Annotated in this window: 19 protein-coding genes; 11 read left to right on the top strand and 8 right to left on the bottom strand. The window is 64.1% G+C overall.

Going from position 1 to position 19,379, the window contains the following annotated elements; all coding sequences use genetic code 11:
- Nucleotides 1-111: 111 nt before the first annotated feature.
- Nucleotides 112-1,284: a M20 aminoacylase family protein gene (locus tag RX330_RS14465; RefSeq protein ID WP_212081531.1), complete on the top strand. Its 1,173-nt coding sequence runs from the start codon at nucleotides 112-114 to the stop codon at nucleotides 1,282-1,284.
- Nucleotides 1,285-1,389: 105 nt separating this feature from the next.
- On the opposite strand, the gene RX330_RS14460 is transcribed toward RX330_RS14465, so the two are convergent.
- On the bottom strand, nucleotides 1,390-3,294 hold the full coding sequence (locus RX330_RS14460; RefSeq protein ID WP_317243427.1) for an acyl-CoA synthetase: 1,905 nt from the start codon (nucleotides 3,292-3,294) through the stop codon (nucleotides 1,390-1,392).
- A 229-nt stretch (nucleotides 3,295-3,523) separates the two neighbouring features.
- Between RX330_RS14460 and RX330_RS14455 the strand changes: the two genes are divergently transcribed.
- Nucleotides 3,524-4,600: a SecDF P1 head subdomain-containing protein gene (locus tag RX330_RS14455; RefSeq protein WP_317243426.1), complete on the top strand. Its 1,077-nt coding sequence runs from the start codon at nucleotides 3,524-3,526 to the stop codon at nucleotides 4,598-4,600.
- 251 nt (nucleotides 4,601-4,851) lie between these two features.
- Nucleotides 4,852-5,658, top strand: a complete 807-nt coding sequence (locus tag RX330_RS14450; RefSeq protein WP_212081538.1) for a Crp/Fnr family transcriptional regulator — start codon at nucleotides 4,852-4,854, stop codon at nucleotides 5,656-5,658.
- A gap of 7 nt (nucleotides 5,659-5,665) precedes the next feature.
- On the opposite strand, the gene RX330_RS14445 is transcribed toward RX330_RS14450, so the two are convergent.
- Entirely contained in the window at nucleotides 5,666-6,307 is a 642-nt protein-coding gene (locus tag RX330_RS14445; protein ID WP_212081540.1) for a glutathione S-transferase family protein, read from the bottom strand.
- A gap of 186 nt (nucleotides 6,308-6,493) precedes the next feature.
- Here RX330_RS14445 and murI point away from each other — a divergent pair, with 186 nt between their 5' ends.
- The 6 genes from murI (at nucleotide 6,494) to RX330_RS14415 (ending at nucleotide 11,681) form a co-directional block, all read left to right on the top strand.
- Complete coding sequence (murI, locus tag RX330_RS14440) at nucleotides 6,494-7,291, top strand: glutamate racemase (RefSeq protein WP_212081542.1); 798 nt, start codon at nucleotides 6,494-6,496, stop codon at nucleotides 7,289-7,291.
- A 62-nt stretch (nucleotides 7,292-7,353) separates the two neighbouring features.
- Nucleotides 7,354-8,127, top strand: a complete 774-nt coding sequence (locus RX330_RS14435) for an HpcH/HpaI aldolase family protein (RefSeq protein WP_317243425.1) — start codon at nucleotides 7,354-7,356, stop codon at nucleotides 8,125-8,127.
- A 66-nt stretch (nucleotides 8,128-8,193) separates the two neighbouring features.
- The gene (locus RX330_RS14430) at nucleotides 8,194-8,577 is read left to right on the top strand and encodes a cupin domain-containing protein (RefSeq protein WP_212081546.1); all 384 of its coding nucleotides are present in this window, start codon (nucleotides 8,194-8,196) and stop codon (nucleotides 8,575-8,577) included.
- Nucleotides 8,578-8,682: 105 nt separating this feature from the next.
- Nucleotides 8,683-9,450: an acyltransferase gene (locus RX330_RS14425; RefSeq protein WP_212081548.1), complete on the top strand. Its 768-nt coding sequence runs from the start codon at nucleotides 8,683-8,685 to the stop codon at nucleotides 9,448-9,450.
- Between the two features lie 199 nt (nucleotides 9,451-9,649).
- Complete coding sequence (gene rpsD, locus RX330_RS14420; RefSeq protein ID WP_094895629.1) at nucleotides 9,650-10,267, top strand: 30S ribosomal protein S4; 618 nt, start codon at nucleotides 9,650-9,652, stop codon at nucleotides 10,265-10,267.
- 346 nt (nucleotides 10,268-10,613) lie between these two features.
- On the top strand, nucleotides 10,614-11,681 hold the full coding sequence (locus tag RX330_RS14415) for a threonine aldolase family protein (protein ID WP_317243424.1): 1,068 nt from the start codon (nucleotides 10,614-10,616) through the stop codon (nucleotides 11,679-11,681).
- A 15-nt stretch (nucleotides 11,682-11,696) separates the two neighbouring features.
- On the opposite strand, the gene RX330_RS14410 is transcribed toward RX330_RS14415, so the two are convergent.
- From RX330_RS14410 to grxD, 4 genes are read right to left on the bottom strand one after another with little or no spacing between them, the layout of a single operon-like run.
- Nucleotides 11,697-12,956 (bottom strand): serine hydrolase domain-containing protein, encoded by a 1,260-nt coding sequence (locus RX330_RS14410; RefSeq protein WP_317243423.1) that lies wholly within the window; start codon nucleotides 12,954-12,956, stop codon nucleotides 11,697-11,699.
- Between the two features lies 1 nt (nucleotide 12,957).
- Nucleotides 12,958-14,244: a serine hydrolase domain-containing protein gene (locus tag RX330_RS14405; RefSeq protein ID WP_317243422.1), complete on the bottom strand. Its 1,287-nt coding sequence runs from the start codon at nucleotides 14,242-14,244 to the stop codon at nucleotides 12,958-12,960.
- 43 nt (nucleotides 14,245-14,287) lie between these two features.
- A complete protein-coding gene (locus RX330_RS14400; RefSeq protein ID WP_317243421.1) occupies nucleotides 14,288-14,842 on the bottom strand; it encodes an O-acetyl-ADP-ribose deacetylase in 555 nt (184 codons plus the stop codon).
- 3 nt (nucleotides 14,843-14,845) lie between these two features.
- Nucleotides 14,846-15,172 (bottom strand): Grx4 family monothiol glutaredoxin, encoded by a 327-nt coding sequence (grxD, locus tag RX330_RS14395; protein WP_212081556.1) that lies wholly within the window; start codon nucleotides 15,170-15,172, stop codon nucleotides 14,846-14,848.
- A gap of 234 nt (nucleotides 15,173-15,406) precedes the next feature.
- Between grxD and egtB the strand changes: the two genes are divergently transcribed.
- Both egtB and egtD read left to right on the top strand, forming a co-directional pair.
- Nucleotides 15,407-16,702 (top strand): ergothioneine biosynthesis protein EgtB, encoded by a 1,296-nt coding sequence (gene egtB, locus RX330_RS14390; RefSeq protein WP_317243420.1) that lies wholly within the window; start codon nucleotides 15,407-15,409, stop codon nucleotides 16,700-16,702.
- 52 nt (nucleotides 16,703-16,754) lie between these two features.
- Entirely contained in the window at nucleotides 16,755-17,726 is a 972-nt protein-coding gene (egtD, locus tag RX330_RS14385) for an L-histidine N(alpha)-methyltransferase (RefSeq protein ID WP_317243419.1), read from the top strand.
- A 50-nt stretch (nucleotides 17,727-17,776) separates the two neighbouring features.
- Here the strand turns inward: egtD and RX330_RS14380 are convergent, their stop codons facing one another.
- Together RX330_RS14380 and RX330_RS14375 are read right to left on the bottom strand one after the other, a co-directional pair.
- Nucleotides 17,777-18,154: a hypothetical protein gene (locus tag RX330_RS14380; RefSeq protein ID WP_317243418.1), complete on the bottom strand. Its 378-nt coding sequence runs from the start codon at nucleotides 18,152-18,154 to the stop codon at nucleotides 17,777-17,779.
- A gap of 7 nt (nucleotides 18,155-18,161) precedes the next feature.
- Nucleotides 18,162-19,343 carry a low temperature requirement protein A gene (locus RX330_RS14375; protein WP_317243417.1) on the bottom strand — a complete coding sequence of 394 codons (1,182 nt, stop codon included), beginning with the start codon at nucleotides 19,341-19,343 and terminating at the stop codon, nucleotides 18,162-18,164.
- Between the last annotated feature and the right edge of the window lie 36 nt (nucleotides 19,344-19,379).

Below are 19,379 nucleotides of genomic sequence, written 5' to 3'. Positions count from 1 at the left end.
GCACGCGAAGCGTGAACCCGGAATCTCGCGCTACAATCTCCAGAGTTCCGGTTCGATGCGTCGCATCGCCCCGGAATGAGATAAAAACCCGCAGGAAACGGATCCCCCCTCATGCCCATCGTCAACCGCGTTGCCGCCCTCTCCGACGAAATGGCCGCCTGGCGCCATGACTTCCACGAGAATCCCGAACTGCAATACGACGTCCACCGCACGGCCGGCATCGTCGCCGATCGCTTGCGCGAGTTCGGCTGCGACGAGGTGGTGACGGGCATCGGCCGCACCGGGGTCGTTGGCGTGATCCGCGGTCGCAAGTCCGCTTCCGGCAAGACCATCGGCCTGCGCGCCGACATGGACGCGCTGCCGATCATGGAGACCTCGGGCGTACCTTATGCATCGAAGGTGCCCGGCAAGATGCACGCCTGCGGCCATGACGGCCACACCGCGATGCTGCTCGGCGCGGCCAAATATCTCGCCGAGACGCGGAATTTCGACGGCACCGCGATCATGATCTTTCAGCCCGCCGAGGAAGGCGGCGGTGGTGGCAAGGCCATGGTCGAGGACGGGCTGATGACGCGCTGGAACATCCAGGAAGTCTACGGCATGCACAACATGCCGAACTTGCCCGAAGGCCATTTCGCAACCACGCCCGGCGCGATGCTCGCTTCCTCCGACAACATCCAGATCACGGTCCACGGCAAGGGCGGTCACGCCGGCGCGGGTCCGCACAAATCCGTCGACAGCGTGCTGATCGGCTCGCAGATCGTCAACGCGCTGCAATCGATCGTGGCGCGCAACGTGGATCCGCTGAAATCAGCGGTCATCTCGATCACGCAATTCCATTCCGGCACGGCCTTCAACATCATCCCGGAGATCGCCGAGCTCGCCGGCACCGTGCGCACGCTCGACCCTGAGGTGCGTGATCTCGTCGAGCGCCGCATCGGCGAAGTCGCCGACAGCATCGCGCGTGCCTATGGCGGCTCGGCCGAGACGAAATACACGCGGATGTACCCGGTGACGATGAACCATGCCCGCGAGGCCGGCCTTGCCGCCGACGTCGCCCGCGACATCGTCGGCGCCGACCGCGTCAACGACAAGTTCATCCCGATGATGGGCGCGGAGGATTTCTCCTTCATGCTGGAAGCCCGTCCCGGCGCGATGGTGTTGGTCGGCATGGGCGACGGCAACGAATGCCACCATCCGGCCTATGTCTTCAACGACAACATTCTGGGCCACGGCGCCTCGTTCTGGGCACGCCTGGTCGAGACGCGGATGCCGGCGGGGTAGAGCCGCACGTGTGCTGCTGCAGCCCGGGTGAGCAAAGCGACACCCGGGACAGCCGGCTTCCCGGACATCGCTTTGCTCATCCGGGCTACACTCCAACGCAAGCACTTATGCCTGCACCACCTCGTGGCGCATCACGAACGGTGCAAGCAGCGCATGTACCTCGCCTGCAACCGTATCGCGCTGATCCGACGGCAGGCCCGTGAGCGTCACGGTCGCGATCGAGCCGTGGCTGCCATGGGCGCCGACCTTCACCTTGCAGTCGATGCCCCGCTCGACCAGCGGAGCCAGCACCCTGGTGAACACGCGTTCCGCCGCGTCCCAGCGCAGTTGCGGCTTGAACACCTTGCCGACGCCCGTCACCGGCATCGGATCGATCGGAATGACCTGCACCGGGACGGCGGCGCGTTCCGGTGTGCGCTCGCGCACCCACGTCTCCAACTCGCCCGGCTCGACCTTGGCGCCCGGTTTGAGCTGCACGTAACCCACCGGCAGCTCGCCGGCATAGGCGTCGGGCTGGCCGACCACAGCAGCGAAGCCGACGGCAGGATGGCGGAACATGATCTCTTCGATCGGCGCCGGATCGATGTTGTGGCCGCCGCGGATCACGAGGTCCTTGGCGCGGCCGGTGATCCAGAGATAGCCGTCGGCGTCGAGCCGGCCGAGATCGCCGGAATTGACCCACACCTCGTCGACGAACGCGCCCTTGTTGTGCTCGTCGTTGAGATAGCCGCCGAACACGCCGGGCCCGGCCATGATGACGACGCCGATTTCGTCCGGCTTGCAGTCGCGGATCAGGCGGCCATCGGCATCGAGCTGCACGATGCGCACGCGCGAATAAGGCATGGGCAGGCCGACCGAGCCGAGCCGGATCGGCCGCGACGGATAGGCCAGCGTATGCACGCTTGAGGTCTCGGTCATGCCGTAGACCTCGACCACAGGCAGCTTCAGCTTGTCCTGGATCGCCGAGCCGACGGCGACGGGAATCGCCGAGCCGCCGCCGGCGGCATATTTCAGGCTGGAAATGTCGGCGTTGCCCGGCGGCACCGCGAGCGTGGCGGCCAGCACCGTCGGCACGCTTGACAGGGCCTCGGGCTTGAAGCGTTCGACGAGCTGCCAGATGTTCTTCACCGCATTTGGATTGCGCCAGCCGCTCGGCGACAGCACGACCAGCGAGCCGCCGGCCGACAGCGTCAGCAGCACCTGCGTCAGCGAACCGCCGACGTGAAACAGCGGCATGCCGAACAGTAAATTGGAGCCCGGTTTCGCCTTCAGCAGCAGATTGAGCGCCCAGGCCTGATAGACTTGATTGGTATGGGTGTGCCGCACCAGCTTCGGCGTGCCGGTGGTGCCGCCGGTGTGGAAATAGGCGGCGATGTCGCTGCCCGAAATCTTGCGCCCACTGACGAGCCTGTCGGAAGGCTGCTGCTTGATCAGGTCGCCGAAGGCAAAGATACCCTTGGCGGGATCGCCGCCGCCGAACACCTGCACGATTGCCTTGAGATTCTTCAGTTGCGGGCGGATCTGCTCGACCTTCTGCCAGATATCGGTGCCCGGCATCGGACCGAGCGCCACCAGGATTTTCGTGTTTGCGGCGTCCAGGATCTCCGCGATCTGATGCGCCTCGAGCAGCGGATTGACCGGATTGGCGATGCCCGCGGCCTCGGCGCCGAACAGCGTCACGAACGCATCCGGCACCAGCGGCAGCATGAAACTGATGACGTCGCCCTTCTCCGCACCGAGCGCATGAAACATGTTGGCGGCCTGCGTGACTCGCGCGATGAAATCGCGGTACGTGACCACGACCGGCGTGTCGGCAGGGTCGGCGTTTTGCAGGAACTGGATCGCTGCGCCGTCTGGGTTGCGCGCAGCACCGAGCCTGATCGCCTCATAGGTGCTCTCGGCCGCGACGCGATCGGCGTAGGGAACCTGCTCGAAGGCCCGGACTTCCGCGTCCGTCGCCAGGTCCGGATAGTCGTTGCCGATAGACCGATCGAGCGCGTGGATACCCATGGAATTCCGTCCTCCCTCAGATGCATGTCCCCGCCGCCCTGTCTTTTTGACATTTTGGCTCGGCGAGGCATCGGCCGATGGCCGGCCGAGCGCGGACAGAATGATGGATGATTTGCCGTTCGTCCATTGCCTACCGGCCGCTTCGCTTGAACCTCTGGGACCGGTCGAGGGACCAAGAACTGGCACTGAATTCGCGTATCAGCGCCCTGCCGCAAGACTTGAGGTCATCATGCCCGCGCACCTGCGAAATCGCATCACGAGACTGCTCCTCGTTCTCGCGATCGCATCGACGATCTCGCTGCCGCGCGTGGCGCACGCCGACCCGCAGCTCGACAAGATGCGCGCGAAGGTCGCGGCATTCATCAACGACAAGATGGAGAAACTGGGCGGATCGCGTATCATCTACAAGGTGGACAACGACGCCTTGCGGGAGGCGGTCACCACGGATCTGCGCGACGACGTCTACAAGATCCTGCGCGAGGGCCGGATCGCCTTCTCCGGCCTTACGATCCGTGACGGCGGCGTCGACGTGAAGATCGCAGACGTCAAGGGCCGTGAGCTGCTCACGCGCAAGCTCGCCTCGGCGGCAGAGGGATTGCCCACGCACGCACTCACCGTGACCGGCGCCGGAGACGGGCTGGTCAGGCTCGCGCCGACCGACGCCGCATCCGCCGCACGGCTACGTGATCTCGTCGAAGATTCCATCGGCATGATCGAGCAGCGACTCAAGGACGCCGGCGTCACATTGGCCAGCGTTCAGCCCGAGGGAACGGACCGCATCCGCATCTTCCTGCCGGGCATGATGGAGCCCGACCGTATCACCGCGATATTCGCCCAGAAGGTCAAGGTCAGCTTCCGCCTGATCGATGTCACGATGTCGGCGGAGCAGGCGCAATCCGGCACGCCTCCGGCGGGCTCGGAACTCATGTTCGGCTTCAAGGACAAGCTCCCCTATCTCGTCAAGGCGAGCGCGCTCGACGGGAATGACATCAGCTATGCAGGCCCGGGATTTGCGAGCGGGACGAAGGAGCCGATCGCCTCGTTCCGCTTCAACGGCCGCGGTACCCGGCGCTTCGCCCACATCACGGCAGAGAACGTCGGAATGCCCTTCGCGATCGCGCTCGACGACAAGGTGGTCTCCGCCCCCGTGATCCGCGAGCCCATCACCGGCGGCTCCGGCCAGATTTCCGGCAACTTCACCCTGGAAGAGGCCAACAGCGTCGCCATGCTGCTGCGCGCCGGCTCTCTGCCCGGACGTCTTGGCCTTGTCGAGCAACAGGTCGTCCAGCCCGCCGCCAAGCCGTAAGGCGAAGATCGTCCGACGCCCCCGCCTCGGGCGTCCAGCCCCCTTGCGACGTCGAAGCCCACCCCGAATCACGGCCCTGTTGCAGCCAGAGGCGCAACCAACGGGCAATTGCCGAAACGCCCGATCAGGCTAAAATTTGCCTCTTGCGGCGTGGCGGCCGAAGGCCTCATTTCAGGCAGCCGTCATCCGATTTCGGCTACACGTGTCGAGCATACCGACCAGGACTGAAGGCCTTACGCGGGGTTAGTACCATGCCGTCCGGCAGCGCAGACATTTCCTCGATCCTCGACCGCATTCTCGATGCGGCAACGGATAACCTCAGGATCGCGAAGATCCTGGTCCAGATGGGCCTCGATCCCAACAACGTCACCTATGACGCGATCTTCAATCGGTTGCTGGAGATCTTTGTCCATAACATCACGTTCGCCAATCTGTTCGCCGCGGTCGGCGCCGGCTTCTTCGTCGCCACTCTCTTGATGCGAACGATGGTGCCCCTGCGTGTCGCCAACATGATCGGCTGCGCCTTCTTCGCCGTGTTCGGCGCGCTCACCGCCAACGTCGCGACGTTCCTGCTCTATCTGCTGCTGCTTCCGATCAACGCCCTGCGCCTGCGGCAGATGCTCAAGCTGGTCAAGAAGGCACGCCACGCCGCCGAAGGCGACATGTCGATCGAATGGCTCAAGCCGTTCATGACCGAGCGCAAATATCGCCGGGGCGATACGCTCTTCAAGCTCGGCGATCCTGCCAAGGAGATGCTGCTCGCCGTCACCGGCAAGTTCCGGGTGAAGGAGATCAACGTCGAGATCGGGCCGGGCGCACTGATGGGCGAGCTTGGCTTCCTGACGCCCGACAACCGCCGCACCGGAACGATCGAATGCATCGAAGACGGCCAAGTGCTGACGATTACCTATGACCGGCTGCTCGAGATCTACTTCCAGGATCCGCAGTTCGGCTATTATTTCCTGGTCCTGACCAGCCAGCGCCTGCTGCAGAACATCGATCGCCTGCAGAAGCAGCTCGCCAGCGAACGGGCAGCGACCACGAACCGCATCGCGTGACAGCCTCTCAGCTGAGCAGCAGCTCCATGCCCGGATCGCCCTTCTCCATCGCGCGCCGGTAGGCCGGACGGCCGCCGATGCGGCCGAGATATCTGACCACGTTCGGACAGCGCTGGAGATCATAGGGCTGGAAGTAGCGCATGGTGGTGAGCGAGAACACCGTCATGATATCGGCGGTGGTGAAGGCGCTGCCCGCCAGGTATTCGGCCTCGCGAAGCCTGGCGTCCAGAAGGTCGTAGGCGCGATCGAGCCGCCCCTTCATCGCGCGCAGGGTCGGATTGTCCTTGGCGAGATCGAGCCGGCTCAGGATCATCATCCGTCCCATGCCAGGCTGCAAGGTGCCGTTGGCGAAATGAAGCCAGTACAGGAACTGCGCAAAGGCTGGATCGTCGGGCCCGAGCACGAGACGGCCGTTGCCGTATTTTGCAACGATGTAGTCGACGACCGCGCCGGATTCCGCGAGCACCAGCTCGCCGTCGGTGATGACCGGTGCCGTGCCGGCCGGATGCAGCGCCTTGTACTCGGCCGGTGCCAGCATGGTCGCGGCATCACGCGTGTAGCGCTTCAGCTCATATGGGATTCCCAGCTCCTCGCACAGCCAGACGATGCGCTCGGACTGCGACTTACCGAGATGATGGACGGTGAGCATGAGGTCTCCTGCGAACGCAAATGGAAGCACTGTGACGCCGCATCATACCTCGTGATTGCTGGCTTCCCGGAATTTTGCGGATATGTCCGGGCACATTCAAGCCTTCCAAATCGGCCCCCAAGCCGGTCCCCGCCGCAAAACCGCCCTAAAAACCGAATGGTAACCATGGCGGGCTAGGGTAATTCCGTGACCAATTCTTCGACCATCCTGGTGTTCGATTCCGGCCTTGGCGGGCTCACGGTGCTCCGCGAGGTCGTGGCCGCGCGCCCCGACGCACACTTTGTCTACGTCGCCGACGACGCCTTCTTCCCCTATGGCCACCACGGCGAGGACGAGATCATCGCCCGCGTGGTGCCGCTGATGGGTGAACTGATCGGCACGCATGATCCTGATATCGTCGTCATCGCCTGCAACACGGCGTCCACCCTGGTCCTGTCGCACTTGCGCGCGGCTTATTCCGTGCCCTTCGTCGGCACGGTCCCGGCGATCAAGCCGGCCTGCGCGCAGTCCAGAACCCGCCGCGTCTCTGTGCTCGGCACCAAGGGCACGGTGAAGCGCGAATACACCAAGGCTTTGATCCGTGATTTCGCGCAAGGATGCGAGGTGACGCTGGTCGGCTCTCCCGAACTCGCGTCGCTGGCGGAAGCCGAGCTCAGCGGGACGCCGATCAGCGACGAGGCCATCCGCGCCGAACTCGCTCCCTGCTTCGTCGGTGAGGCCGGCGATGCCACATCGCGCACCGACACGGTGGTGCTCGCCTGCACCCACTATCCGCTGCTGCTCGACCGGCTAAGGCGGCTGGCACCCTGGCCTGTCGACTGGATCGATCCGGCGCCCGCCATTGCGCGCCGCGTTTCGGACCTGCTCGGCCCACGGGTCGGCGGCATCGCGCAGGACCGCGCCGAGATGATCTTCACCTCGAACCGCGTGCATCGCCTTTCGACCATGCTGACGCCGTTCTTCGGCGGCCGCGCACTGGCCTGACTTTGCGCGGCGACGGCGCGCTGCTAGGTTTTGCCGTCTTCACCTAGCAGCAGGCCTTTTCCATGTCGGTCCCGACCACGCCGCTCAACCGTCTCCGCCAGCTCTGGCGCGAAGGCCGTCCCGCCTTCGGCGCGATCGCGACCATCCCGAGCGTGCAGACCGTGCAGATCATGGCACGCTCGCTCGACTGGATCATCGTCGATCTCGAGCATGGACCGATCGGGCTCACCGAAGCTCACGCGATGATCGCCGCGACGACGGGCACGCCGTGTACGCCCCTTGTACGGATCGCGGCGAACGAGCCGTGGCTTGCAAAGGCGCCGATGGACATCGGGGCCTTCGGTATCAATTTTCCGATGATCACCAACCGCACTGATGCCGAGAAAGCGGTGCGTAGCGTGCGCTATCCGCCCCGCGGCGATCGTCTCTGGGGTCCCTTCCACGCGCCGTTCCGCTGGGGCCAGTCGATACCGGACTACATGGCATCAGCCGACGACGAAATGATCTGCATGATCACCATCGAGCATGTCGATGCCGTCAACCGCATCGACGAGATCATGGCAACGCCCGGCATCGACGTTGCGGTGATCGGCCCCGGCGACCTCGCGACGTCCATCAACAAACGCGGCCAGATGGACGACCCGGAATTGCTGGAGCTGGTGGCGCGCGCCGAGGCCGGCATCCTCAGAAGCGGCGTGCCGATCGGCGGCGTGGCCCGCACCGCCGACCAGGCCAATGCCCTGATCGACCGCGGCTACCGCTCGATCGCGCTCGGCTTCGACTGGTCTCTATTCCAGCGCGGCATCATGACGGCATTCGAGGGGATCAAGCGCTGAACAGGCCGCTGGCCACCTTGCCGGGAATTGCCGCGCTGCTAGGGTCGTTCCAGGGAGGAAAAACCAATGCTCAAAAAGACTTTGCTCGCTCTGTCCTTTGCAGGCCTTGCCTTCGCTGCCTTCGCCCAACAGCCCGGCATCAAACGTACACCGCTTCAGAAGGTCGAGTTCCCGGATGGCTACAACACCATCACCGCCATCGCGGAAGTCCCGGCAGGCGGCGCGGCCGGACGCCATACCCATCCGGGAATCGAGACCGGCTATGTGCTTGAAGGCGAGCTGAATCTCCTCATCGACGGGCAGCCGGAGAAGACCCTGAAAGCCGGTGATTCCTACCAGATTCCGGCCGGCGTCGTGCACGACGCCAAGGCTCATGGCGACAAGGCCATGAAAGTGCTTGGGATTTACGTCGTCGACAAGACCAAGCCGCTGGCCTCGCCGGCGCCCTGATGCGGCGAACCGACTGGCCCCAAGCGGGTTGGTTCATGCTAGAGCGAGCGGGCGGGCCCCGCTCGCTGCACATATTTTAATCCTTTGATCTGGAACCGGAGACCAATGCGCGGGACGCCCAAGACCATCTCGCTGCGGCGCCGTTTGATTTGCGACCTCATGCATGCCTCGATGGGCGTGCCTTTCGTTTCGCTATCCCGCTCGCTCAACATCCGCCCCGTGCTGGAGGCCCGCGCAGGCGCAACCGCACCTGCCGGCTGGGCCGCGATGTTCGTCAAGGCCTTTGCCCTGGTGGCCAGGGACGAGCCGATTCTGCGCACCGTCTATGCCAAATGGCCGTGGCCGACCCTCTATGAGCTGCCCAAAAGCGTGGCGACAGTCGCGATCGCGCGGGTCGAGGATGGCGAGGAATGCGTCCTTCCGCAGCGGATCGCAGGTCCCGAGGACCTTTCGCTGGCTGCCGTCGATGCGGAAATCCGACGCGGCAAGACGGCTCCGATCGAGGACGTCCCGATGTTCCGCAAGATCATGCGGGCGACGCGCTTGCCGCTGCCGTTGCGGCGCCTGTCCTGGGCTTTCGGCCTGAATTTCGGCCGTCAGCGCGGCAACTGGTTCGGCAGCTTCGGAGTGAGCTCGGTGGCCGCCTATGGCGGCGGCGAGCTCCACCCGATCACGCCGGGCCCCTTTGTCCTGAGCTATGGGCTGGTCGAGCCGGATCAGACCATTCATGTCGTGATCCGCTGGGACCACCGCGTCACCGACGCGGCCCCCATCGCCCGGGTCCTGACCCGCCTGGAACAGGTCCTGAACACTGAAATCGCTGCCGAATTGCGGGCGGCCGGGTCAAAGCCCATCCGAGCGGTCGGGACCTGATTTCGCGGCCATTCGCATTGACAGAATGGGCCAAACTCACCTAAAAGCCGCCTGCTCGCGGGCCGATTTCGGCCCGCGAAGCGTTTCGCGACCCGTGGTCCTGCCTCCTATGCTTTGGGGATTGGACCTGTCGGTGCCGGGCTTGCCCGTCACACAGGAGGGCGCGTTTCCTCAAACCGTGAAACCCCAAGAGGACGCGATGACTAAGCGCAGTGAAGCCAAGTACAAACTCGACCGCCGTATGGGCCAGAACATCTGGGGCCGCCCGAAGAGCCCCGTCAACCGCCGCGAATACGGCCCCGGCCAGCACGGCCAGCGCCGCAAGGGCAAGCTCTCCGACTTCGGCGTGCAGCTGCGCGCCAAGCAGAAGCTGAAGGGCTACTACGCCAACATCTCTGAGCGCCAGTTCCACAGCATCTATGTCGAGGCCAGCCGCCTCAAGGGTGACACCGGCGAGAACCTGATCGGCCTCCTGGAGCGCCGTCTCGACGCGGTCGTGTACCGCGCCAAGTTCGTCTCGACGATCTTCGCCGCGCGCCAGTTCATCAACCATGGCCACGTCAAGGTGAACGGCCGCAAGGTCAACATCTCGAGCTATCAGGTCAAGATCGGCGATGTGATCGAGGTCAAGGAAGCTTCCAAGCAGCTCGCCCACGTCCTCGAAGCCAGCCAGCTCCCCGAGCGCGACACTCCCGACTATCTCGAAGTCGACCACGGCAAGATGACGGCGAAATACGTGCGCATCCCTCATCTCTCCGACGTGCCGTTCCCGGTGCAGATGGAGCCGCATCTGGTCGTCGAATTCTATTCGCGCTGATAGGCACGGCAGAACGACATTCAAAGGCCCCGGTTTCCGGGGCCTTTTTGTTTGGTAGCATGCCATGGATGTCTCGCATGGCCGACCGGCTCGCCAATACTCTGCCTCAGCTGCGCCCGCTGAAGTGGCGCTTCGAGCGTGGGAAACCCTCTCCCGCGATGAGCAGATCTGCCGATATCGGGGGCTGTTCGCTCAGCCTGATTGCAATATCTTCACAGCCGACACGCCAGACGAAATCCTCCTTGCCGCGCGAGAGCGCGTCGCCCAACGTTCTCGTGGCCAGTACAGGTCATCGGGATACGCCCGCAATACGTCGCAACCGTTCGACCAGATGACGAGACAGGCCATGCTCTACACCCCTCCCCCGATCGATCCCAAGGCGCCGCCGGTGCGCATCAATCTGCTCTCGGACACGCAGACCAAGCCGACGGCTGCAATGCGCGAGGCGATGGCGCGGGCGGAGGTCGGCGACGAGCAGGTCGGCGACGATCCGACGGTGAATGCGCTGTGCGAGCGCGTAGCCGATCTGCTCGGCAAGGAAGCCGCGGTCTATATGCCGTCCGGCACGATGTGCAACGTCACCGCGACGCTGGTGCATTGCCGTCCGGGCGACGAGATCCTCGCGCATGAGACCGCGCACATCATAGCCCGCGAAGGCGGCGCGCATGCCGCGATCGGCGGCTTCCAGGTCACCCAGCTCAAGGGTCCCGACGGCCAGTTCACGCCGGAGACGTTCCGGAAAGCTCTGCATCCGCGCACGCGCTACCAGCCGCCGCAGACCGTCGTCAGCGTCGAGCAGACCGCCAATATCGGCGGCGGCACGATCTGGAAGAAGGCTGATCTCGACGAGATCGTCGCGATCGCCAAGCAGCACGGCCTCGTCACTCACATGGACGGCGCGCGCCTGCTCAACGCCACCGTGGCGAGCGGCATCTCCCCGCGCGACATGACCGCAGGCTGGGACTCGGCCTGGATCGACTTTTCCAAGGGCCTGGGCGCGCCGATCGGCGGTGTGCTGGCGGGTTCGCGCGCCTTCATCGACGCGGTGTGGCAGTGGAAGCAGCGCCTCGGCGGCTCGATGCGACAGGCCGGCATCTGTGCCGCCGCCTGCATCTACGCGCTCGATCATCACGTCGAGCGCCTCGCCGACGATCACGCCAATGCGCGCGCGCTTGCCCGCGGGCTGTCGCAGATCGCGGGCATCGAGGTGCAGGAGCCCGAGACCAATCTCGTGTTCTTCAAGCCCGACGGCGCCGGCATTGCCGGCAACGAGATGGTCGCGGCACTACGCCAGCGCGGCGTGACGCTTGCGATGATGGACGGCCGCATCCGCGCCTGCACCCATCTCGACGTCGATGCCAGCCAGATCGAGGAGACGATCGGATACGTCCGCGACATCGTGCTCGGGGCGTAAGTCCCGTACGACAGCTCACCGCCCCATCGCCTGATAGATCAGCGTCTTCAGTGCCAACTGGATCCGGCCGCGCTGCGACGGCGTCTGCACCATGAAGATCCCGAACAGATCATCTTCGGGATCGATGAAGAAGAACGTGCCGCCGACGCCGTCCCAGCGATACTCTCCAAGTGGCCATGACGTGCCTGGCGGCACCGAGGTGCGGACCGCGAATCCGAGGCCGAAGCCGGAATTGGGGCCCGGATGATAACTTTGGTCGCGCGCGATCTTCGTCTCGGGCCCGACGTGATCTGAAGCCATCAGCGCCACGGTCTCGGGCTTGAGATAGCGCCGCCCCTCATACGTGCCGCCATTCAGCAGCATCTGCACGAAACGGGCGTAATCGCCGATCGTGCCGACCATGCCGCCGCCGCCCGATTCCCATTTCAGCGGTCGCCTGATGTCGCGCATCGGTGTCGTCGGGTTGATGTTGCGATCCTCCGGCATCGGCTCGGCGATGCGCGGAAACTTGGCGGGATCGGCCACGTAGAATGCCGTCTCGGTCATGCCGAGCGGATCCAGCAGCCGCTCCTTCTCGAATTGCAGCAGAGTCTTTCCCGAAGCCACTTCGACGACGCGGCCAAGCACGTCGGTGGAAAAGCCGTAGTCCCACGCAGTGCCCGGCTGCTCGGCCAACGGCAGCGCGGCGATCTTCGCGACGAAGTCGGCATTGCCAAGATTGCTTTGGAAGAGATTGGCATCGGCGTAGAGCTCATGCAGCATACTGCCACCACGGTAGCCGTAAGGCAGCCCTGAAGTATGGCGCAGCAGGTCCTTGACGGTGACAGGGCGCGCGAGCGGCTTCCGCGCCAGCGTTACCGTGCCGTCTTCGGCCTTTCTCTCGACACCGACCTTCATGTGGGCGAAGGCCGGAATGAATTTCGAGACTGGATCGTCGAGCGAGAGCTTGCCGTCCTCGACCAGCATCATCGCCATGACTGACGTGATGGGCTTCGACATCGAGTAGAGGCGAAAGATCGTGTCCGCGCTCATCGAAAGCTGGGTCGCGACGTCGCGGACGCCGAAATTCTCATAATAGACCGGCTTGCCGTGCTGCTGGAGCAGCAGGATGGCGCCGGGGATCTTTCCGGTGGCAACCTCGTTCCGGATGTAGTCGGAAACCTTTGCGAGGCCGTCGGGCGACAATTTGTGCGCAGCGTGCTCGGAGCCCGCACGCGCATCGACGAGGCCGACCAAAAGAACGAGCGCCGCGATCAGCGCGCGGCACGACCTCATGTCATTTCTCCATGGCTTCATAGACGAGCTGCTTCAAGGTCCGCTGCACGCGCTGGCGCTCGGTCGGGGTCTGCTCCAAGAGGACAAAGAACATGTCCTGCTTGGGATCGATGACGAAATAGCAGCCGGAGGCACCGTCCCACTTCAATTCGCCGAGATTGCCGGGCGGCGGCGGCTTGGCATTGCCGGGATCGGTACGGATCGCCAATCCGAGACCGAAGCCGAACCCGTCGCCGGGGAAATAGAAATAGTCGCGCTCGACGCCGGAGCCCGGTCCCACCTGATCGGTCGTCATCAGCTTGTAGGTCGCCGGCTTGAGGATGGTCTTGCCGTCGAGGCTGCCGCCGTTGAGCAGCATCTGCGCGAAGCGCTCATAGTCGGCCATGGTCGTGACCATGCCGCCGCTGGCAAACTGGATCTTCTTCACCACGGTCGGATCGTTAATCCGGCCGACCCGGAAGTCGGCATCGTTCGGCACCGGCTGTGCCACGAGCTTCTGCTTCTCCGGGGCGGTGACGAAGAAGCCGGTATCGACCATGCCGAGCGGATCGAGCAGCTTTTCGCGCATGATATCGATCAGCGGCTTGCCGGCCGCAACCTCCATCACGCGCGCCAGCACGTCGGTGGAATGGCCATATTGCCAGAGAGCGCCCGGCTGGTTGTGCAGTGGGAGCTTTGCGATCCGCTCAGCGAACTCGGCGAGATCGAAATCGCCGGCATAGATATTGGCTTCGCGATAGGCCTTGCGCACCAGGCTGTCGCCATAGAAGCCATAGGTGATGCCCGAGCTATGCCGCATCAGGTCGAGCACGGTCATCGGCCGGATGGGCGGCACCAGTTCGAGCGACTTGGTGCCGTCCTCGGCCTTCTTCTCGACGCCGACTTTCACATTGGCGAAAGACGGGATGTATTTCGAGACGGGATCATCGAGCTTGATCTTGCCGTCCTCGATCAATTGCATCGCCACGACCGAGGTGATCGCCTTGGTCATCGAGAACAGGCGGAAGATGGTCTTGTCGGTGATCGGCGCCTTGCTGACCACGTCCTGCACGCCGAAGGCCTCGTGATAGACCGGCTTGCCGTGCTGCTTGATCAGCACGGTGGCGCCGGCGATCTTGCCGGTCGCGACCTCGTTCTTGAAGAACTCGCTGATCTTCGCGAGCTTCTCTTGATTGAAACGCGCACCGGCCGGAATCTCGTAGGTGCCTTCCGCCCGCGCGAAGGAGGCCGTGGCAAGCGACACCAGCGCGCCGCAGACCAGCGCACGCAGTCCAGACTGTAAAATCATATCCCCTCCCCGGAACATGGTCCGCCGGAGTGTACCGGGCGCATCATGAGGCACAAGGGCTGCCGTAGCGCGCGAGCGCCTCGGCATGAAGCTTGGCGCTCGGCTCGGAGAAACAGCAGAACACCACGCGAGCGACGGATGAAGCCGCAGAAAGCTCTTCGATCACCGTAGGCACGGCAATATCGGCCGCCCGGTCGGCGGGAAAGCGATAAATGCCAGTCGAAATCGCAGGGAATGCCACCGAGGTCAGCTTGTGCTTCCCGCACAGCTTCATCGAGCTGCGATAGCAGGAGGCGAGCAGATCGTCTTCGCCCAGCGTCCCGCCATTCCAGACCGGCCCGACGGTGTGAATCACATGGTCGGCCTTGAGCCGGTAACCACCAGTGATTTTGGCATCGCCCGTCTTGCAGCCGTGAAGCGTGCGGCATTCGGCCAGCAGGTCGGGGCCAGCCGCCCGATGGATCGCCCCATCCACGCCGCCCCCGCCAAGGAGCGACGTGTTGGCCGCGTTGACGATGGCGTCAACGCTCAGAGTGGTGATGTCGGCGACAATGACGTCGAGCTCGGCATTGCCGATCCGGCGCGTCAGCCGGGTCACGCATCAAGCCGCGACGGCGACGCCCTTCTCGGAGAAGAGCTGCTGCAATTCGCCGGCCTGGAACATCTCGCGGATAATGTCGCAGCCGCCGACGAACTCGCCCTTCACATAGAGCTGCGGGATGGTCGGCCAGTTGGAGAAGGTCTTGATGCCGTTCCGCAGTTCTGCAGATTCGAGGACGTTGAGGCCCTTATAGCCGACGCCAATATGGTCGAGGATCTGGACGACCTGGCCGGAGAAACCGCACTGCGGAAATTGCGGCGTGCCTTTCATGAACAGAACCACGTCGTTCGACTTCACTTCGTTGGCGATGAATTCCTCGATGCTCATATCCATGTCCTTCTGGGGCCTCAACAATCACTTCGGGCCGGCTCAGCCGATTTAACCCGATGTCTGCTCATATATGTAGCCCAAACCGTTGTGCATCCAAAGTAAAATGGCGGCGAACGGCCTCAGGGAGCGGGGCCTTTGGCGGCGGCGCCCCATTGCATGATGACGCGAATATCATGGCCCAGGAGGACTTTTATACCCTCACGGAGCCCCTATCTAGGACGAACCCCGGTTTTGGAACCGGGCAACGCCAACAACGTTCTCTTGTCCTGTCTGGAGAAAAACGTGACGAAACCAGCCTCCGCTACGGCCACCGTCCCGCTTTCGTCACCGTCCGGTCAGGGCGGCCTCGCCCGGAGGCTGGAAGACGCGTTCGTTGCCGTGCGCAACGAGACCGAACGCCGGGCCGCGCCGCTCTCGCCGGAGGACCAGCAGATCCAGTCGATGCCGGATGCGAGCCCGACGAAATGGCACCGGGCGCACACCACCTGGTTCTGGGAGCAATTCCTGCTCGGCGAACACGCTGCGGGCTATCGGCCCTTCCATCCCGATTTCGCGTTCCTGTTCAATTCCTATTATGTCAGCGCCGGTCCGCGCCATGCGCGCAATCATCGCGGCGACATCACCCGGCCCAGCGCCGATCAGGTCGGCGCCTATCGCAAATATGTCGATGCAGCCGTCGTCAAATTCTTCCGCGAGGCCGGCGCCGACAAGATTCGCGAGATCGCGCCGCTGGTCGAGGTCGGGCTGAACCATGAGCAGCAGCATCAGGAATTGATGTTCACCGACATCCTGCACGCCTTTGCGCAGAACCCGGTCTACCCCGCCTACGACCCGGAGTGGCGCTTCCCCGCCGCGACACGCTCAGGCGAGGATTGGCTGGCGCTGAACGAGGGCATCCACACCGTCGGTCATGTCGACGACGGCTTTCATTTCGACAACGAGAAGCCGGCGCACCGCGCCCTGGTCGGCCCGGTCAAGGTCGCGCGCAATCTCGTCACCAACGGCGAGTGGCTCGCTTTCATGCGTGACGGCGGCTACCGGAGCGCAACGCTGTGGCTGATGGACGGCTTTGCCGCAGCCAGCAAGGAAGACTGGCAGGCCCCAGGCCATTGGCGCGAAGTTGATGGCGCCTGGCAAGTGATGACGCTCGCTGGCCTCGAGCCGGTCGATCCCGACGCGCCGGTCTGCCACGTCAGTTATTACGAAGCGGACGCCTTCGCCCGCTGGGCCGGAAAGCACCTGCCGACCGAAATGGAATGGGAGGTCGCGGCCCGCGCCGGCCAGCTCAACGACGCCTTCGGTATCGTCTGGCAGTGGACGCGCAGCGCGTATTCACCCTACCCCGGTTACCGCGCCATCGAAGGCGCGCTCGGCGAGTACAACGGCAAGTTCATGGTCAACCAGCTGGTGCTGCGCGGCTCCTCGCTTGCAACTCCGGAAGGCCACAGCCGTATCACCTATCGGAACTTCTTCTATCCGCACCACCGCTGGCAATTCACGGGACTGCGGCTCGCCGACTACGAGTAAAACTCTTATCCGACGATAAATGCGCGCCGGACAGCGCGTTCAGGAGAGTATCATGAATGTGCACGCCAGCGCTTTGGCCGAAGCCCATCTTCCCGACGAGCAGACGACTGCCTTCGCCCGCGAGGCCATCGAGGACCTCTCGCAGCAGCCGAAAAAACTGTCGCCGAAATATTTCTACGACGCGACCGGATCGGAGCTGTTCGAGGCGATCACGAAGCTGCCGGAATATTACCCGACTCGCACCGAGCTATCGATCCTGAAGGAACGCGGCCGCGACATTGCGAAGATCATCCCGGAGCACGCGGCGCTGGTCGAGTTCGGCGCTGGCGCGACCACGAAAGTCCGCCTGCTGCTGGATCATTGCAAGTTCGCGGCCTATGTCCCCGTCGACATCTCCGGCGACTTCCTGAAGGCACAGGCGAACGGTCTGAAGCGGGATTTTCCCGCGCTTGGCATTTATCCCGTCGCCGCCGACTTCACGACGCCGTTCGAGCTGCCCAGACAGGTCGCCTCCATGCCCAAGGTCGGCTTCTTCCCGGGCTCGACCATCGGCAATTTCGAGCCGCATGAAGCGCAGGCCTTCCTAAAGAGCGCGCGCGAGATCCTGGGCCGGGGCGCGCAGATGATCATCGGCGCCGACCTCGAAAAGGAAGAGCGCGTGCTGCACGACGCCTATAACGACGCCGCCGGCGTCACCGCGCGCTTCAACCTCAATGTTCTCGTGCGCATCAACCGCGAGCTCGGCGGCAATTTCGACCTCTCCGCCTTCACCCATCGTGCGATCTACAATCGCGAGCGGCATCGCATCGAGATGCACCTGATCAGCAGGAAGAGCCAGACCGTGCGCCTGCTCGGCACCAGCTTCTCGTTCCGCCCGGGCGAGAGCATCCACACCGAGAACAGCTACAAGTACAGCATCGAGCGTTTTGCCGCGCTGGCGCAAGGCGCGGGCTGGCGTGTGCGCGAGAGCTGGACGGACGCGGCGAAGATGTTCTCGGTGCATGCGCTGGAGGTTGCAGAGTAAGCTCCTCCGCCTCTCCTTTGGACCGTCAGCTCCCGGCCTTCGGCGCGGACTTAATCAGGCTTGCACGGTTCAATTGCCACCAGCCTTTCATCCCGGATCACGGCGCGGAAGCTGTCAGCGTGCGCCTTCCCGCACGACCAGGAGAGATACTCGCCTTCGCGCTGGAGCGGCTCGCCGAGCCAGAAAACCACCTTTGAGATCGGGTCGCCTGGCTTGACGCGATCGAGCCACTGCGGCGGATACGCCCAATGTCCGCAACCGCCCAGCCAGTAACACGCGGGCATGATGCAGCGTCCAGCGGCTGGAGCAGGTTTTCCTCCCATGGCACGGCAAGCCGACGGGCTTTGGCCGAGCACCCAGCCGTGCGTGGCCTCCTCGATGACAAGTGCGGCGACCACGGCAGCGCCGAACATGATGAGGCGCCTCATGCCCTGCCTACTCCTCGGTTGTCGCCCCCAGCGACACCGACTCCCAGACCGCCACCACGATCATGATCGCGGTCGTCGCAACCGATAGCCAGAGCGGCGACAGGTCCGACGCGAACCAGCTCAGCGCGAGCAGCAGCATGATGCCGACGCCGTGCGAGAGCTGGAGGAAGCCGCGGATGGCGTGCTTGAACAGGATGGTGCCGATCAGAAAGATCAACGGACCGCCGATGGTGCTCACGATCGTGCGCATGTCGGAGTGTCCGGCCGGATGCTTCAGCACCAATTCATCCGAGACCGCGGTCAGGATGATGCCGGCGACGATCGGCGTGTGCAGATAAGTGTAGGCGAGCCGCGCCAGGCGGCCGGACTCGGCGGACTTCGAGATGCGCTCGGAGCCGGCCTCGGCGCCCTTGTGAAAATAGATCCACCACATCGCGATGGCGCCGACCAGCGCCGAGACGAAGGCGAGGATATTGCTCGCGTTCCATTCCAGTTCAGCGAATGTTGCGCCATTGACGATGATAGCTTCACCGAGCGCGATGATGACGAAGAGGGAGCAGCGCTCGGCCATGTGCGCGCCTTCGACGGCCCAGGCCTCGACTGACGAGAATCCCAGCTTCGGCACCCAAAACCGTGCAGCCGGCGCGATGTACTCCCAGCTCACCGCCGCGATCCACAGCCAGAGCCGCGTGTCTCCGTGGGACAGACCGCCAGCAATCCACAGCACTGCGGAGACCGAGAACCAGGCCAGGATACGGACCGCGTTGTGCCGCACTGCAGACCGGTGATGCGGGGTCGCAAACATCCAGAACGCGGTCCGTCCGACCTGCAGGGCCACGTAGGCGATCGCGAACCACAGGCCCCGCCCCTCGAACGCGGTCGGGATCGTGGTCGACAGCACGAGGCCGCCCAGCATCATCGCAAAAAGCAGGATGCGGACCGGCGTCAGCTCGGGGTTGAGCCAGTTGGTCACCCAGGCGGTGAAGACCCACGCCCACCACACCGCCAAAAAGAGCACCACGACGTGCACCGCGCCGAGCGCCGTGAAATGGTGCAGCAGCGCGTGCGAGATCTGCGTGACCGCGAAGACGAAGACGAGATCGAAGAACAGCTCGACATAAGTGACGCGGCTGTGGTGGTTCGGCGTGATGACGCGAAACATCGCGCCGCGCGGATTGTCCGCAGCCATCATCGTCCCCCTGGCGCTGGTCAGGTCAGCTGCAGT

Origin of the sequence: Bradyrhizobium sp. NDS-1 (genome assembly GCF_032918005.1) — a bacterium.
GTDB lineage: Bacteria > Pseudomonadota > Alphaproteobacteria > Rhizobiales > Xanthobacteraceae > Bradyrhizobium > Bradyrhizobium tunisiense.
The sequence above is the reverse complement of the archived record's forward strand: the minus strand, read 5'-3'. Positions and strand labels throughout refer to the sequence as shown.